14 protein-coding genes are annotated in these 16,260 nt (G+C 66.8%); 1 reads left to right on the top strand and 13 read right to left on the bottom strand.

The genetic code is table 11. The annotated features are described in order from the left end of the window. Positions 1-16: 16 nt before the first annotated feature. The 7 genes from minE to GV368_RS09735 are packed head-to-tail and all read right to left on the bottom strand — an operon-like array spanning position 17 to position 8,690. Positions 17-289 carry a cell division topological specificity factor MinE gene (gene minE / locus GV368_RS09765; RefSeq protein ID WP_142808843.1) on the bottom strand — a complete coding sequence of 91 codons (273 nt, stop codon included), beginning with the start codon at positions 287-289 and terminating at the stop codon, positions 17-19. Continuing rightward, positions 289-1,101, bottom strand: a complete 813-nt coding sequence (minD, locus tag GV368_RS09760) for a septum site-determining protein MinD (protein WP_142804823.1) — start codon at positions 1,099-1,101, stop codon at positions 289-291. The genes minE and minD overlap by 1 nt, the downstream gene beginning before the upstream one ends. 12 nt (positions 1,102-1,113) lie before the next feature. After that, a complete protein-coding gene (minC, locus tag GV368_RS09755) occupies positions 1,114-1,863 on the bottom strand; it encodes a septum site-determining protein MinC (protein ID WP_169116391.1) in 750 nt (249 codons plus the stop codon). Between the two features lie 17 nt (positions 1,864-1,880). Next, positions 1,881-2,756 carry an Hsp33 family molecular chaperone HslO gene (gene hslO / locus GV368_RS09750; RefSeq protein ID WP_169116390.1) on the bottom strand — a complete coding sequence of 292 codons (876 nt, stop codon included), beginning with the start codon at positions 2,754-2,756 and terminating at the stop codon, positions 1,881-1,883. An 8-nt stretch (positions 2,757-2,764) separates the two neighbouring features. Further along, positions 2,765-5,083 (bottom strand): Tex family protein, encoded by a 2,319-nt coding sequence (locus GV368_RS09745; RefSeq protein ID WP_169116389.1) that lies wholly within the window; start codon positions 5,081-5,083, stop codon positions 2,765-2,767. A 53-nt stretch (positions 5,084-5,136) separates the two neighbouring features. Beyond that, positions 5,137-5,994: a D-hexose-6-phosphate mutarotase gene (locus tag GV368_RS09740; protein ID WP_142804819.1), complete on the bottom strand. Its 858-nt coding sequence runs from the start codon at positions 5,992-5,994 to the stop codon at positions 5,137-5,139. Between the two features lie 2 nt (positions 5,995-5,996). Then, positions 5,997-8,690, bottom strand: a complete 2,694-nt coding sequence (locus GV368_RS09735) for a bifunctional acetate--CoA ligase family protein/GNAT family N-acetyltransferase (protein WP_169116388.1) — start codon at positions 8,688-8,690, stop codon at positions 5,997-5,999. A 127-nt stretch (positions 8,691-8,817) separates the two neighbouring features. Here GV368_RS09735 and GV368_RS09730 point away from each other — a divergent pair, with 127 nt between their 5' ends. After that, a complete protein-coding gene (locus GV368_RS09730; protein WP_169116387.1) occupies positions 8,818-10,275 on the top strand; it encodes an NAD-dependent succinate-semialdehyde dehydrogenase in 1,458 nt (485 codons plus the stop codon). Between the two features lie 89 nt (positions 10,276-10,364). On the opposite strand, the gene GV368_RS09725 is transcribed toward GV368_RS09730, so the two are convergent. The 6 genes from GV368_RS09725 to GV368_RS09700 are packed head-to-tail and all read right to left on the bottom strand — an operon-like array spanning position 10,365 to position 16,111. Then, positions 10,365-11,279: a DMT family transporter gene (locus tag GV368_RS09725; RefSeq protein ID WP_169116386.1), complete on the bottom strand. Its 915-nt coding sequence runs from the start codon at positions 11,277-11,279 to the stop codon at positions 10,365-10,367. After that, positions 11,276-11,986 (bottom strand): ABC transporter ATP-binding protein, encoded by a 711-nt coding sequence (locus GV368_RS09720; RefSeq protein ID WP_169116385.1) that lies wholly within the window; start codon positions 11,984-11,986, stop codon positions 11,276-11,278. The genes GV368_RS09725 and GV368_RS09720 overlap by 4 nt, the downstream gene beginning before the upstream one ends. Further along, on the bottom strand, positions 11,979-12,791 hold the full coding sequence (locus GV368_RS09715) for an ABC transporter ATP-binding protein (RefSeq protein ID WP_169116384.1): 813 nt from the start codon (positions 12,789-12,791) through the stop codon (positions 11,979-11,981). Before GV368_RS09715 ends, GV368_RS09720 begins: the two co-directional genes overlap by 8 nt. Further along, complete coding sequence (gene livM, locus GV368_RS09710) at positions 12,788-14,074, bottom strand: high-affinity branched-chain amino acid ABC transporter permease LivM (RefSeq protein ID WP_169116383.1); 1,287 nt, start codon at positions 14,072-14,074, stop codon at positions 12,788-12,790. The genes GV368_RS09715 and livM overlap by 4 nt, the downstream gene beginning before the upstream one ends. Continuing rightward, on the bottom strand, positions 14,074-14,988 hold the full coding sequence (locus tag GV368_RS09705; RefSeq protein WP_169116382.1) for an ABC transporter permease subunit: 915 nt from the start codon (positions 14,986-14,988) through the stop codon (positions 14,074-14,076). Before GV368_RS09705 ends, livM begins: the two co-directional genes overlap by 1 nt. 31 nt (positions 14,989-15,019) lie before the next feature. Beyond that, positions 15,020-16,111: a branched-chain amino acid ABC transporter substrate-binding protein gene (locus GV368_RS09700; protein WP_169116381.1), complete on the bottom strand. Its 1,092-nt coding sequence runs from the start codon at positions 16,109-16,111 to the stop codon at positions 15,020-15,022. Positions 16,112-16,260 lie beyond the last annotated feature (149 nt).

Here is a 16,260-nt window from a genome sequence, read left to right as displayed (position 1 = left end):
GCGCCCTAGGCTGAACCTATTGGGCGCGGGAAGAGGAGGTTTCGTTGAGGATGATGTTGACTTCGAGGATCTCGAGGTTGTCTTGCCGCTCGAGCTGGACCTTGATGTCTTCGGGGGCGATCTTCACGTATTTGGAAATGACGTCGAGCAGTTCTTTTTGTAATGCAGGGAGGAAGTCGGGCGAGGACTTGCCGTCGACGTGCTCGCGCGCGATGATGAGCTGCAAACGCTCCTTGGCGATTGCCGCGGTTTTTTTCTTTTCCCCGAAGAGGCGCGTGAGCAGCGACATCAGGTACCCCCGAAGATGCGTTTGATGAGGCTGGGTTTTTCGTAGGAGACGAAACGCAGGGGCTTGTCTTCTCCGAGGAAACGGGAGACGACGTCGGCGTAGGCTTCGGCGACGTCGGTGCCCTTGAGGTGGATTGCCGGAACCCCCTGGTTGGAGGCGTGCAGCACGGCATCGGACTCGGGGATGACACCAAGGAGCGGGACGCGCAGCAGCTCTTGGATGTCTTTGTAGGAGAGCATCTCGCCTTCCTCGACGCGCTTGGCGCTGTAGCGCGTCACCAGCAGGTGCTCCTTGACCGGATCGCGCCCTTCGATCGCCCGGCGGGACTTGGATTGCAAGATGCCGAGGATGCGGTCGGAATCGCGCACCGAGGAGACTTCCGGATTGGTGACGACGATGGCCTCGTCGGCGAAGAGCAGCGCCATCAAGGCACCGCGCTCGATCCCGGCGGGCGAGTCGCACACGACGTAGTCGAAGCCCATTGCTTCGAGCTCTTTGATGACCTTTTCCACGCCCTCTTCGGTGAGGGCATCCTTGTCCTTGGTCTGGGAGGCGGGCAAGATGTGGAGGGTATCGACGTGTTTGTCCTTGATGAGGGCTTGGGTGAGCTTGGCTTCTCCCTGGACCACGTTGACGAAATCGTAGACGACGCGGCGCTCGCATCCCATGATGAGATCGAGGTTGCGCAGACCGACGTCGAAGTCGATGACTGCGGTCTTGAAGCCGCGAAGCGCCAGGCCCGAGGCGAAAGCGGCGCTGGTGGTGGTCTTGCCCACCCCACCTTTGCCGGAAGTGACGACGACGATGCGCACGAGTGGAGCCTCTCAGAGGGTATCGATGGGTTCGATGAGCAGTTGGTTTTGCCCTTGGTTAATTTGCAATTTTACCTGGACGGAACGGTTTGCGATAGAGGCGGGCAGCCCGTTTTCGAAAGTCCGGTAAATGCCGGCGATGGAGACGAGTTCGGGGCCGAAGTGGGTGGCGAGAATGCGGGCTTGCAGATTGCCGCCGGCACCGGCGAGTACCCGCCCACGCAAGGGACCCCAGCAGTGGATGCTGCCAGCGGCGATGATTTCGGCGCCGGGATTGGAGCCGGCCAGGAGGACGACGTCTCCCTCGGGGGCGTAGATTTGCTGTCCGGCGCGTACGGGCCGTTCGATGAACTTGGTGGGCGCAGGGACGAGCGGCTCCGCAGACGAGGGCGATTCCGGCGGCGGGGGTGGGGGTTTGACGGGTTTGGGCGTGGCCGCGGCTTCGAGGCGCATTGCTGCTTCGTCGAGTACCGCCAGGTGCAAGCGCTTCAGGGCGGCGTCGAACGATTCGGGCACGCCGCGCACGCCGATGGGTTGCAGCCCGAGGCGGCGAAAAAAAGCCACGAGGCCGCTCCAGTCGACCTGTTCGGGCCAGTCGCCTACCTCGGAGAAATCGAGCACGGCCGGCTCGCCGCCAAAATAGCTCTCGGTGCCGGCAAAGCGCTTGTGTAGCACGTCGGCAAGCCGCGCTGGGCTCACGAGGGGGGAGCGCACGACGATGCCTTCGAATCGTCCGCTCTCGAATCGTACCTCTTCGCTCATCGGATTGACCCTTTCGATCAGTGGCGGGTGGCGGGCGCGGCGCCGTCGTCCTCGGTGAAGATGCGGGGAAGATCGTCGCGGGTGAAACGGTATTCCAGACCGCCGAGCTCGTCGCGCACGAGGATTTCTCCATCGCGCTCGAGTTGCGCTTCGACTTCCTTCCGGCCGAGTAATCGCAGCATCCGGATCACGGCGGCCTCGTTGGGCTTGACCTCGTGCGCGATGCCGAGCGCGGTGAAGAGGCGCACCCTCTCTTCGGGGAAGAGGCGCGAGAGGAGCTCGGGGGCGTCGAGCGCGAGCAGTTCGGGTTCGGTGACGGTATCGGCGAGGCGGGTGAGGCGGTTCCAGCCGTCGGGGTCCTTCTCATCGGCGGAAGGGAGCTTTTGCAGCAGGAGCCCCGCGGCGGCGTGCTCGTTGGCGGCGAGCCACAGGCGCGCCGGCTGCTGCTCGGACTGGGCGAGGAAGGCTTCCAGCGTGTCGCGTAGCGTCTGGCCGTTCCAGGGAACGATGCTCACGTAGGGCTCCTTCGAGACCGGGAGGTCGAGCACCATCTGCAGCTGGGCTTCACCCAGGAGCTCGCGTGCATCGGCATCGGGTCGCGGCGCGCGATCGGGCTCGTAGCGGGCGAAGGCACGCAAATTGCGATCGGGGCCGAGGTCGACCACGAGCAGGCTCACCGGGCCTTCTCCTTGGGCCTGGAAAGTGATGCGGGTGGGATCCTTGAGCCGGGCGGCGATCATGGCGGCGAAGGCGGCGAGTTCGCCGAGCAGGCGCTGCACGGCGGGGGGATCGTTCCGGCGGGCGAGGATGCCTTGCCAGGCGTCGACCAGGCGCACGTGGGCGCCGCGGATGTCGGCGTTGTCGATGAGGAAGGGTTGGACGGCGTCGTGCATGGCGAACCTCAGCGTTCCAGGGCGCGGGCGAGCGCCTGGGCGAGGGCGCTCTCGGGGGCAGGGGATTCGCGCCGGTCAGGCTTGGCGGGTTTGGCCGCCTGGGCGGGGCGACGCGCTTCCTTGGCGGCAGGTTCGGCGTGGGGCCGGGCTGCCGGTGCCGCTTCGGCACGTTCCTTTTTCAACGACAGAGCGATGCGGCGCCGCTCGAGGTCGACTTCGAGCACGCGTACCCGCACGATTTGCCCTGGTTTGACGACTTCGTGCGGGTCGCGCACGAAGCGCTCGGAGAGCTCGGAGACGTGGGCGAGACCATCCTGATGCACGCCGATGTCGATGAAGGCGCCGAAATTGGTGACGTTGGTGACCACGCCTTCGAGCCATTGGCCGGGGCGGAGGTCTTCGAGCGTCTCGATTCCTTCGGCGAAGCGTGCGGTGCGGAATTCCGGGCGCGGGTCGCGCCCCGGCTTGACGAGCTCGGCGAGGATGTCGCGCACGGTGGGCAGCCCGAAGCGCTCATCGGTGAATTCGGCCGGGTCGAGCGTCTCGATGAGGGCACGCTGGCCGAGGACTTCGCGCACGTCCTTGCCGATACGCTCGAGGATTTTGCGCACCAGGGGATAGGCTTCGGGGTGCACGGCGGAGGCATCCAGGGGGTCGTCTCCTTCGGGGATGCGCAGGAATCCGGCGGCCTGCTCGAAGGTGCGGGGGCCGATGCGCGGAACCTCGCGCAGTTGCTCGCGTCGGCGAAATCCGCCGTGGCGCTGGCGCCAGGCGACGATCTCTTCGGCGATGCTACGGTTGAGCCCCGAGACGCGGGCGAGCAGCGCGGGGCTGGCGGTGTTGAGGTCGACGCCGACGGCGTTGACGCAATCCTCGACCACGGCGTCCAGCGTGCGCGACAGTTGCGTCGCGTCGAGGTCGTGCTGATACTGACCGATGCCGATCGACTTGGGATCGATCTTGACGAGTTCGGCGAGCGGATCCTGCAGGCGGCGGGCGATGGAGACGGCACCGCGCAGGGAGACGTCGAGCTCGGGGAGTTCCTGCGAGGCGAGCTCGGAGGCGGAGTAGACCGAGGCGCCGGCTTCCGAGACGACCACTTTTTGCGCCCGCAGCTCGGGGTGGCGCGCCAGGCACTCGGAGACGAGGCGTTCGGTCTCGCGGCTGGCGGTGCCGTTGCCGATGGCGATGAGTTCGACGTTGTGCCGGGCGATGAGCTCGGCGAGCGCGGCGATCGTCGGCTCGTAGTGGCGCCGCGGCTCGAAGGGGTAGAGGGTGTCGGTGGCGATCACGCGGCCGGTGGCGTCGACCACGGCAACCTTGATGCCGGTGCGGATGCCCGGGTCGATGCCCATGGTCACGCGGGCGCCGGCCGGGGCGGCGAGGAGCAGTTCCTTGAGGTTGCGCCCGAAGACGCGGATCGCTTCCGTGCCGGCGCGCTCGCGCATGCGGTTGAGGGCGTCGAGTTCGAGATGGACCGAGAGCTTGGTCGCCCAGGCCCAGCGGGCGGTGTCGAGCCGCCAGCGGTCGGCGGGGCGCCCCTGGTCGGCCAGGCCATAGCGGCGCGCCATGACGGCGAGCGCGGGGTGGGGACGATCTTCGTCATGGGGGACGTCGACGCTGAGCCGCAGCACGCCTTCGTTGCGCCCGCGCAGCAGGGCGAGCGCCCGGTGCGAGGGGATGGCGGCGATCGGTTCGTGGTGGTCAAACCAGTCGCGGAACTTGGCGCCTTCCGTTTCCTTGCCTTCGACGACGCGGCTATGGACATGGGCCTCCCGCTCGAAGAGGGCGCGCAGCTCGGCGAGCAGATCGGCATCTTCGGCGTAGCGCTCGGCGAGGATCTGGCGCGCCCCCTCGAGCACGGCCTTGACGTCGGCAAAGCCTGCGTCCGGGTTGAGGTAAGCGGCGGCGAGCGCTTCCGGTTCGGCGAGCGGGTCGCTGGCGAGCGCGTCGGCGAGCGGCTCCAGCCCCGCCTCGCGGGCGATCATGGCCTTGGTGCGCCGTTTGGGGCGATAAGGGAGGTAGAGGTCTTCGAGCGCCTGTTTGGTGTCGGCGGCGCGCAGCTTTTCGTCGAGTTCGGCGGTGAGTTTGCCTTGCTCGGCGATGGAGGAGCGAATCGCTTCGCGGCGCGCTTCGAGTTCGCGCAGGTAGCCCAGACGCTCTTCGAGCTGGCGCAGCTGCGTGTCGTCGAGCCCGCCAGTGAGCTCCTTGCGGTAGCGGGCGATGAAGGGGACGGTGGATCCGGCATCGAGCAGTGCCACGGCGGCCATCACCTGGCGCGGCGCGACGCCCAGTTCTTGGGCGATTCGGTTTTCGATCGTCGACATCGGCTATCGTCTTGGCAGGAAAAGGCGGATTGTGGCCGTCGGCGCGACGGCGGTCAACGTTCGGGGAGCATGAGTGCCTGTCGTCCAGCCCATTCCTCGTCGGGTTCGAGCGACACGGGGACGCTCGCCTGCGCGGCCTCGATGCAGACGAAACGCTGCCAGGCACCGGCGGGGAGGTCGGCGGGGCCGGCTTCGCCGGGGTTCCAGAGTACGGTCTCGCCGAAACCGGCCTGTGCGATCTCGGTGCGCAGGGTGGGGGTGGCGAGCGTGAGCACGCGTTCGCCACCACGGTAGAGCCGGTCGAGCGGCGGCTCCAGTCGTGTGACGTTCTCCGCTTCGGCGTGCCACAGGCGGGGGTCGGCCGGGTCGGTGTATTCGCTGCCGCCCAGTCCTTGCAGGGCGCTGCGCTCGATCTCGGGTACGGCCAGATAGGTGTGTAGCGCCGCGGTGAAGGTGAAAGGGGCGGTGCCGGTGTTGCGCACGGCGAGTTCCACGTCCAGGCGTCGCTCGGAGAGGAGCACGGTGACTTCGGCGAGGAAGTCGTGAGGGAAGGTGGTGCGTGCGCCGGGTTCGAGCAGGGTGGGGTCGAGCTGCAGGGTCACGAGCACGTAGTCTTCGCCTTGGCGCGTCTCGTCAATGCGCCAGGCGTGGGTGCGGGCGAAGCCGTGGCGCGCTCCGGAGCCGAGCGTGCCGAATTGGGGAAAAATGATGGGGATGCCGCCGCGGATGGGCTGCGCTCCGGTGAGAGCGGCGGATTCGCTCCTCAGATAGAGCCGCTCCTGGCCGTCTTCGGGGATCCAGGAGAGGACCTGGGCGCCGAACGGGGTGAGGGTGGCGCGGGCTTCACCCAGCGAGAGGGTGAGCGCCGGGAGTTCGCCGAGGCGGTGGGTGTCGATGTGGACGGTGGGCATGGTCAGGAACCTTGCAGCGGCAGGATGCCTTTCTTGATGGTGCGGTCTTCGGGGTCGTCGGTGAGGGTGAAGCCGAGGCTCTGCACGAAACGCAGCATGCGCTCGTTGTTGGCAAGGAAGACGCCGGTCATGTATTTCAGACCCCGGCTGCGGGCCGTTTCGATGAGGATCTGCATGAGGCGGCGGGCGAGCCCCCGACCCTGCCATTCGTCGGCGACGACGATGGCGAACTCGCAGGATTCGCCGTCGGGGTTCACGGCATAGCGGGCCACGCCCAGTTCGATCTCTTCGCCGTTCTTGTCTTTGGTGACGGCGATGAAGGCCATTTCGCGGTCGTAGTCGATCTGGGTGAGCCGCGCGAGCATGGGCGGAGGCAGCTCGTTGAGCGTGGTCATGAAACGGAAGTACTTGGTCTCGGGCGAGAGGCGGCGCACGAACTCGGCCTCGAGCTCGGCGTCTTCGGGGCGGATGGGCCGGATGGTGATCTCGGTGCCGTCACCCAGGGTCCAGATGTGGATGAGGTGCGAAGGGTAGGGGTGGATCGCCATGTGGGCATAGCGATCCGCCGAGGGATTGATGGGCTGGATGGTGATCTTGGCATCCAGAGCGATGGCTTCCCGTTCGTCGACCACCAGCGGATTGATGCTGAGGTAGTCGATCCAGGGGAGTTCGCATACCATCTCGGAGACGCGCAACAGCACCTGTTCGAGCTTGTCGAAGGCGATCGCCGGCATGTTTCGGTATTCCTGAAGCATGGGGTAGACGCGGCTGTTGCGTACGAGATCCTGGGCGAGGAAGCCGTTCAAGGGGGGTAGGGCCACGTTCATGTCCTCTTCCATGCCTACCCGCCTGCCTCCCTCACCGAAGAGGATCACTGGCCCGAAGATGGGGTCGCGGCGCACGCGGATCGCCAGTTCTCGCCCATGACGCTTGATGACCATCGGTTCGATGGCCACGCCGTTGATCACCGCATCGGGCACGTTCTTCTTGACGTCGGCGATGATCTCCTGATAGGCGGTGCGTACCGCGGCCAAGGAGCCGAGGTTCAGGCGTACGCCGCCCGAGTCGGCTTTGTCGATCACCGAGGGGGAATCGATCTTCATCGCCACGGGCAAGCCCAGCTCTTCGGCGAGCACCATGGCCTCGGTGACACTGCGCGCGACCACCGTCTGGGCGATGGGAATGTGGAAAGCCGCGAGGATGGCTTTCGATTCCATTTCGTTGAGACGGTTGCGCCGCTCGGAGAGCGCCGTTTCGATGACGAGCTGCGCATTCTCCACGCGCGGCGGCTCGTGGTGCGACAGAGGAGCTGGTGTTTGGGCGAGGAGCTTCTGGTTGCGGTAGTAGGAGGAGACGTGCGAGAAGAGCTCGACCGCAGGCTCGGGCGCTTCGAACGTGGGAATGCCGGCGGCGATGAATTTCTGCCGTGCCTCTTCGACGAGCTCCTGTCCGAGCCAGCAGGTGACGACGGGCTTTTCGGCGTGCTTTTCTTCTTCGATGATCGCTTCGGCCACGGCGGTGGGGTCGGTCATGGCCTGTGGCGTGAGGATGAGGAGCACGCCGTCGACTTCGGGTGATTCGAGCACGATCTGGAAAGTCTTGCGGTAGCGCTCGGCATCGGCATCGCCCAGGATGTCGAGGGGGTTGCCGTGTGACCAGGATTCGGGCAGGAAGGCATCGAGCCGCCCGAGGGTGTCGCTGCTGAGTTTGGCCAGGGGGATTTTCAGATCGGCGGCACGGTCGGCCGCCATCGCTCCGAGGCCGCCGCCGTTGGTGATGATGGCGAGCCGGTTGCCGCGTGGACGCAGGCGGGCGAAGAGGGCGGTGGCAGCCGCGTAGAGCTGACTGATGTTGTACAGGCGGATCACGCCGGAGCGGCGCAGGGCGGCATCGAATACGGCGTCGTTGCCGGGTTGGTTGCCCGTGTGGGCGAGAATGACCTGCATCACTTCCGGTCGGCGCCCGGCCTTGAGTACCAGGACGGGCTTGACGCGGGCGGCGGCGCGCAGCGCGCTCATGAAGCGGCGCGCGTTGCGGATGCCTTCGATGTAGAGGATGATGGATTCGGTGCGGTGGTCGGTGGCGAGAAAGTCGAGTACGTCGCCGAAATCGACGTCGGCCGACACGCCCAGCGACACGACGGCGGAAAAACCCACGCCGTTGGGTTTGGCCCAGTCGAGCACGGCGGCACACAGGGCGCCCGACTGCGACACGAGTCCGATGGACCCCTTGATGGCGGAAGTATGGGCAAACGTGGCATTGAGTCCGATGCTCGGGCGTACGACCCCGAGGCAGTTGGGTCCGAGCACGCGCATTTTGTAGCGCCGGGCGATCTCGATGACCTGGCGTTCGAGATGGCTGCCGCGCGGTCCGGATTCGGAGAAGCCGGAGCTGAGCACGACGATGGCCTTGACCCCGGCGCGGCCACAGGCTTCGACGATGCCAGGAACGCGGTCGGGCCGGGTGCAGATGACCGCCAGGTCGAGCCGGTGCGGCACGTCTTCGACGGACTTGTAGCAGGGCAGGTCGAAGAGCGTCTCGTGATTGGGGTTGATGAGGAAGAGTCGCCCGTGGAATCCGGCTTCCAGTATGTTACGCGTGACGGTCTGCCCGAGCGAGCCGGGGCGGTCGGAAGTGCCGATGATGCCGACGGAACGCGGTTCGAGCAGCGGCTGGAGATAATGGGTCTCTTTCATGACGTCGTGCCCTGGGCGATGAGACCATAAGTTTATCGCACCCCGGTGCAGCGCGGGCATGGTGCACGGCGCTCGGGGGTAGAATCGTCGGGCGGCTGTGCGCATGATGAGAGGAAAGGAGCGAAGAATGTCGCTGGAGGCGGTGCGGGCGAAGGGTTTGCTGGTTGAGCGGGCCTGGATCGGAGGGCAATGGTGTGAGGCCGATTCGGGAAGGCGTTTTCCCGTCTTCGATCCGGCAAGCGGCGAGCGCCTCGCCGAGGTGCCGGACATGGGTGGGAGCGAGACGCAGCGGGCGATCGCGGCGGCTGCGGCGGCGTTCGATTCCTGGAGGCGGAGCCTGCCCCAGGAACGCGCAGCGGTGCTGTCGCGCTGGGCGGCTCTGATGCGCGAGGCGCAAGAGGCGCTGGCCGAGCTGGTGATGCACGAGCAGGGAAAACCGCTCGCGCAGGCGCGGGGCGAAGTGGCGCACGCGGCGGCCTTCGTCGAGTGGTTCGCCGAAGAAGGAAAGCGCATCTACGGCGAGATCGTGCCGACCAATCGGGCCGACCGGCGTTTTCTCGTGCTGCGCCAACCGGTGGGCGTCTGTGCGGCGATCACGCCGTGGAATTTTCCCGCCTCGATGATCACGCGCAAGGTGGCGCCGGCGCTGGCCGTGGGCTGCACGGTGGTGGTGAAACCGGCCGAGCAGACGCCGCTCACGGCCCTGGCGCTCGCGCGGCTCGCCGAGCGTGCCGGCATGCCGGCCGGGGTGCTCAACGTGGTCACCGGCGCCGATCCGGTGCCGATCGGCAGGGCCCTCACTGCCGATGCCCGCGTGCGCAAGATCTCTTTCACCGGCTCGACCGAGGTCGGGCGGCTGCTGATGGCGCAAAGCGCCGCCACGCTCAAGCGCCTGTCGCTGGAGCTCGGGGGCGACGCGCCTTTTCTCGTGTTCGACGACGCGGACGTGGAGGCCGCGGTGCAGGGGGCGATCGCCTCGAAATACCGCAATTCGGGGCAGACCTGCGTGTGCGTCAACCGCATCCTGGTGCAAGAGGGGATTTATGATGCGTTCGTACGCCGCTACGTCGAGGAGGTGGGCAAACTCACCGTCGGGCCGGGCTGGCAGCCGGGGGTGACGGTGGGGCCGCTCATCGACGAGGCGGCGCTCGTCAAGGTGGAAACCCTGGTACACGACGCGCTCGAGAAAGGGGCGCGGCTCTTGTGCGGCGGTCGGCGTTTGCACGGGCTTTTTTATGCGCCGACGGTGCTGGAGGGAATCACGCCCGAGATGCGCATCGCGCACGAGGAGATCTTCGGGCCGGTGGCCCCGCTGCAGCGTTTCGGCACGGAAGAGGAAGGGGTGCGGCTGGCCAATGCCACCGACTACGGCCTGGCAGGGTATTTGTACGCGCGCGATGTCGGCCGCATCCTGCGCGTGGCCGAGGCGCTCGAAGTCGGCGTGGTCGGCGTCAATACGGGGTCGACTTCGAACGAGGCGGCACCTTTCGGCGGCATCAAGCAGTCCGGCTTCGGGCGCGAGGGCTCGAAGTATGGGGTGGAGGAGTATCTGGAGTTGAAGTCGGTATGCCTGGCGGGGCTGTAGCCCCGTTTCACCCTTGNGATATGTCTCGGTCGCTGCGCTACCTTCCGCCTTGCGCTTCATCCCGCTCGCTCATTTCTTCAGCGTCTCCCTTACTGGGCGGCGAGCGCGCGGGCGGCGGTGCGTTGATTCTCGCCCAGCGCCGCGAGGCCGATGCCCAGGAGCAGCAGCACGAAACCGAGCGCCTGCAGGCCGCCGAGCCGCTCGTCGAACACGAGCCAGGCCAGCAGGCTGCTGCCGACGGGTTCTCCCAGGGTGACGATGGCCACGAAAGCGGCCGAGACATGGCGCAGCGACCAGTTGTAGGCCGTGTGCCCCACCACCTGCGGCAGCAGCGCAAGGAGCAGAAGCGCCTCCCAGCCCTCGACCGACCAACCCGATAGAGGTGTGCCGGTGAGCAGGCAGGCGAGCATGAGGAGCATCGCGGCGCTCGCATAGACGCTGAAGACGTAGGCCGGTAGGGTGAGCCGCGCCCGCAACCGGTGCCCCAGGAGTAGGTAGGCCGAGAAACACCAGGCGCCGGCAAGGGCGAGGAAGTTGCCCCATAGAGAATCGGCACCGCCCGTGTGCCGGTCGCTCCAGAAGATGGCCAGACTGCCGGCGAGCGCGAGCGCCATGCCGGCGAGCAGTGTGCGGTTGAACCGCTCGCGCAGGAAGAGGAAGCCCACGAGGGCGATCCAGATGGGGTTGGTGGTGACCAGCACCGTGCTCGAGGCGACCGACGTCAGCGCGAGCGAGCGGATCCACAGCGCGAAATGCAGCGCGAGGAAAGTGCCGGCGAGCAGTGCGAGGCCGATTTGCCGCAGGGTCATGGCGCGCAGCGAGGCCCGGTCGAAGAAGATCGCCACGGGTGCCACGGCGAGCGCGGCGAAGGTGAGACGCCAGGCGGCCACGGCGAGCGATTCCACGCCCTCGCCCTGGGCGAGGCGCGCGCAGATCGCCCCGGCGGCGATCGACAACATCCCACCCACGGCGACGAGATAGGCGATCAGCCGGCGTTCGATCATGAGGCAGCGTCGAGGTAGGCGGCGCGCACCTGGGAATCGGCGAGCAGGGCGGCACCGCTGCCTTCGAGCACGATACGTCCGTTTTGTAGCACGTAGCCGCGGTGCGCGATCTTCAATGCCTGCCGGGCATTTTGTTCTACCAGCAGGATGGTGAGTCCGTGTTCGCGGTTGAGGGCGACGATGGTGCGAAAAATGGTGCGGATGACGAGCGGCGCGAGCCCCAGCGAGGGTTCGTCGAGCAACAGCAGGCGTGGTTCGCTCATCAGTGCCCGCCCGATGGCCAGCATTTGCTGCTCGCCGCCGGAGAGTGTGCCGGCACGTTGGGCGCGGCGCGTTTCGAGCACGGGAAAGAGCGAGAAGACCCGCCGCAGGTTTTCTTCGACGTGAGCCCCGTCGAGCGGTGTGGCCCCCAACAGCAGGTTTTCGTAGACGCTCATCTTGGCAAAGACGCGCCGCCCCTCCGGAACGAGGGCCATGCCGCGGCGCGCGATACGGTGCGGCGGCAGCGCCGTGATGTCTTCGCCCTCGAGCAGGATGCGGCCGCTGCTCGCGCGCGGGGTGCCGAAGAGCGTCGTCATCAAGGTGGATTTGCCGGCGCCGTTCGCCCCGATGAGCGTGACGATCTCGCCGGCGCGCACCACCAGGTCGACCTCGGCGAGCGCCTGGATGGGGCCGTAGTGGGCGCTGACGTGCTGCAATTCAAGCATCGGCGGCCTCTTCGTCTTCTTCGCCCAGATAGGCACGGATCACTTCCGGATCGCGGCGCACCGCCTCGGGCGGCCCTTCGGCGATCTTGCGCCCGAAGTTCATCACCACCACGTGATCGGACACGTTCATCACTACGCTCATGTCGTGCTCGATGAAGAGCAGCGTCAAGCCGTGTGCGTCGCGCAGCGCCGTGAGCAGCGCCTTGAGCTCGGCCGATTCGCGCGGATTGAGGCCGGCGGCCGGCTCATCCAGGCACAGCAGGCGCGGTCGCGCGCACAGGGCGCGGGCGATTTCCACGCGGCGTTGGGTGCCGTAGGGCAAGGCACCGGCCGGCGTATCGGCAAAGGCGGTGAGCCCCAGCTCGGCGAGCCAGCGCCGGGCGAGTTCGATCGCCTCGCGTTCGGCACGCCGATAGCCCGGTGTGTGCAGCAAACCGGCAAGGGCGAAACGCGACGCCCGCGTGAGCGCCTGATGCTGGGCCACGAGCAGATTTTCCAGCACCGTCATGCCACCGAAGAGGCGGATGTTCTGGAACGTGCGCACGATGCGCGCCTCGCGGGCGATGCGGTGACCCTTGAGGCGGGTGAGGTCGCGCTCACTGCCATCGTCCTCGTGCAGCAGGATGCGACCGGCACTGGGGCGATAGAAACCGGTGAGACAGTTGAAGAGCGTCGTCTTGCCTGCTCCGTTGGGGCCGATGATGGCGGTGATCGCTCCGCGCGGCACCTGCAGCGAGAGCTCGTCGATGGCGGTGATGCCGCCAAAGCGCATCACGAGGTGGTCTACCGTGAGGAGCGGCGTCATGGCGCGCTGCTCCGCGACGGGTTCAGGCGCACGGTGGGTTCGCGCCGCGCGAGCAGGCCCATGGGCCTCACCGCCATGATGGTGACCATGGCCGCACCGAAGACGAGCATGCGGTAGTCGGCGAACTGGCGCCCCACTTCCGGCAGTACGACCAGCACCGCCGCGGCGAGCACCACGCCGAGCTGCGACCCCATGCCGCCCAGTACGACGATGGCGAGGATCGTGGCCGATTCGGCGAAAGTGAAACTCTCCGGCGAGATGAATCCCTGCCGGGCGGCGAAGAAGACGCCGGCAAAGCCGGCGAGCATCGCCCCGGTGGCGAACGCCGAGAGCTTGACGGTGGTGGTATTGAGCCCCAGGGACTTGCAGGCGATCTCGTCTTCGCGCAGCGCTTCCCAGGCTCGTCCCGTGGGCAGGACGCGCAAGCGGCTGATGAGGGCATGCGTGAGCAGCGCCAGCGCCACGATGAGGTAGTAGAGGAAGATGAAGCGGTGCATGGGCGAGAATTCCAGCCCGAAAAATTCATGGAAGGTGTGCCCCTCGGCGCTGCGCGCAAACGGCAACCCGAAGAAGCTCGGGCGGGGAATGCTGCCGATGCCGTTGGGTCCGCCGGAAAAGGAAGTCCAGTTGAGCAGCACGATGCGGATGATTTCGCCGAAGCCCAGGGTGACGATGGCGAGGTAGTCGCCGCGAAGCCGCAGCACCGGATAGCCGAGCAGGATGCCGAAGAGCGCCGCCAAGGCGCCCGCCGCCGGCAGCGCCGCCCAGAAGCTCCAGCCGAACTGCGTCGACAGGAGAGCATAGGTGTAAGCGCCCACGGCGTAAAAGGCGACGTAGCCCAGATCCAGAAGCCCGGCGAGCCCTACCACCACGTTGAGTCCCCAGCCGAGCATCACGTAGATGCCCAGGGTGGTGGCCGTGTCGATCACGTAGCGGTTGTCGGCGAAAAAGACCGGCAGCAGAAGCGCCGCCGCCAGCAGGCTCGTGCCGGCGGCGCGGCGCAGCACGACGTCCCCGCTCGAGAAGACGGCGCGCTTGCGGGCCGGTCTGCGGCTGCGCCAGGCATCGAGTGCCGCCCGCAACAGCAACCGTCCGAAGAAGAGCGCCGCGAGCGTCGCCCCCCACGCCCCCCAGCGGGTGCGCACGGCGAGCGCTCCGCCTGCTTCGACGGTGACGAGCCCGATGAAAGGCAAGGCGAGCAGCCCGCCGAGCACCGTGACGGCGAGCGCATCGCGCAGGCGCAGGGCAAGCGGCGAAGACGCACGGAGCGCGGCGGCGGTCATCACACTTTCTCCACGTCGGGTTTGCCCAGCAGCCCCGTGGGGCGAAAGAGCAGTACCAGCACGAGGATGGAGAAAGTGGCCACGTCTTTGTACTCCGGCCAGAGATAGGCCGACCAGAACGCCTCGACGAGGCCGATGAGCAGGCCGCCCAGCATGGCACCGGGAATGGAACCGATGCCGCCGAGTACTGCGGCGGTGAACGCCTTGATGCCGGCGATGAAGCCGATGGTGAAATCGATCACGCCATATTGCAATACCGCCATCATCCCGGCGACGGCCGCCAGCGCCGCGCCGAGGATGAAGGTGAGCGAGATGGTGCGATCGACGTCGATGCCCAGCAGGGCGGCCATCTTGGGGTCCTGCTCGCAGGCGCGCTGCTGGCGACCGAAGGACGTGCGCGTGATCATCCAGGCAAAGCCGGTCATGACGACGAGCGTGACGACGATCACGGTGAGCTGGGCCCAGCCGAAAGTGACGTGAAAATCATCGGCCGACCACAGCGTCACCCCTCCCTGCCACAGCGGCGGCACGGACTTGATGCGCGCCCCCTGCGTGAGCTGGACGTAGTTCTGCAGGAAGATGGACATGCCGATGGCCGAAATCAGCGGGGCGAGGCGCGGCGCCCCGCGCAGCGGCCGGTAGGCGAGGCGCTCGACCGCCCAGCCGTAGAGGGCGGTGAAAGCGACCGAGACGAAGAGCATGGCGAGCAGCACGAGCGGCGTCGGCCCGATTCCCAGCGCGGCGCACAGCACGTACGTGAGCACCGAGAGGAAGGCGCCGATCATGTAGATTTCGCCGTGGGCGAAGTTGATCATGCCGATGATGCCATACACCATCGTGTAACCGATGGCGATGAGGCCGTACATCGCCCCCAAGGTCAGCCCGTTGATGAGCTGCTGCAGCGCGTAGCCCAAAGGCGTATCTCCCTCGTGCGCCCGTCGTGCCTTACTCGGCGTAGTCGTAGCGCCCGCCGGTCCACTTGTAAATGGCGAAGGCCGGTTTCTTCAGGTCGCCTTTCTCGTCGAATTCCAGCGTGCCGATGGCCGTGTCGAATGTCCCCTTGCGCAGCACCGGCTCGAGCTTGGCGCGCTCGACCCCACCGGCCTGCGTCACCGCCTGCTCGAAGAGCTGCAGGGCAGCGTAGGCGTAGAGCACGTAGCCCTCGGGCTCGATCTGGGCGGCGCGGAAGCGCTCGACGATGGGCGCGGCCTGCGGATTCTTGCGCGGATCGGGCGTGAAGGTGAAGTAGACGCGATCGGCGAGCTGGCCGGCGGCGGAGACGAGCTCGGAGTTGGTCATGGTGTCGCCGCCCACGATGACGAGAGGTAGCCCCACCTGGTCGGACTGGCGCAACAGGAGCGCGACCTCGGTGTGATAGCCGCCGTAGGCGAGCACGTCGACGCCGGCGTTCTTCAGCCGCGTGACGATGCCGGAATAGTCCTTCTCGCCGGCGGTGAGGGATTCACGCAGCGCCGGCTCCTTGCCGGCGGCGCTCATCGCCTTGGCGATCTCGTCGGCGAGCCCCTTGCCGTAGGCGCTCTTGTCGTCGAGTACGGCGACTTTCTTGTCTTTGAATTTAGTGGCGATCCATTGCCCGATCACCGAGCCCTGCTGGTCGTCTCGCCCCATGATGCGGAAGAGGTTCTTCAGGCCGCGTTCGGTCACCTGCGGGTTGGTCGACACCGTGGCCATGAGGATGTCGGCGTCGTTGTAGATGTCGGAAGCCGGGATCGTCGAGCTGGAGCACCAGTGACCATGCACGAACTGCACTTTCTTGTTGACGAGGGCGTTGGCCACGGCCACGGCCTGTTTCGGGTCGCAGGCATCGTCGCCGTATTCGAGTTTGATCTTCTGCCCCAGCACGCCGCCTTTGGCGTTGATGTCGGCGGCGGCCGCTTCCGCCCCTTTCTTGATCTGGTCGCCGGCGGAAGCGTATTGGCCGGTGAAGGGGCCGGCTACGCCCACCAGCCAGTCGGCATGGGCAAGCAGCGGCGCGGCCAGGCCCGCGGCGAGGATGAGGGTACGTAAGGGGGTCATCGGGGTCTCCTTGTACGGTGTGGATGCAAACGGTGCTCGCAGAGGGTGCGGCGCGAAGGATAACGCGCGCCGCGGGGCTCGCCTATTGGGGTTTTCCCGCCTCAGTCCCACCCCTTTCAAGGTTTTTTATTCCTCCATCGAGGAAATTG

It is taken from the genome of Tepidiphilus baoligensis (genome assembly GCF_012911495.1).
Taxonomy (GTDB): Bacteria; Pseudomonadota; Gammaproteobacteria; order Burkholderiales; family Rhodocyclaceae; genus Tepidiphilus; species Tepidiphilus olei.
The sequence above is the reverse complement of the archived record's forward strand: the minus strand, read 5'-3'. Positions and strand labels throughout refer to the sequence as shown.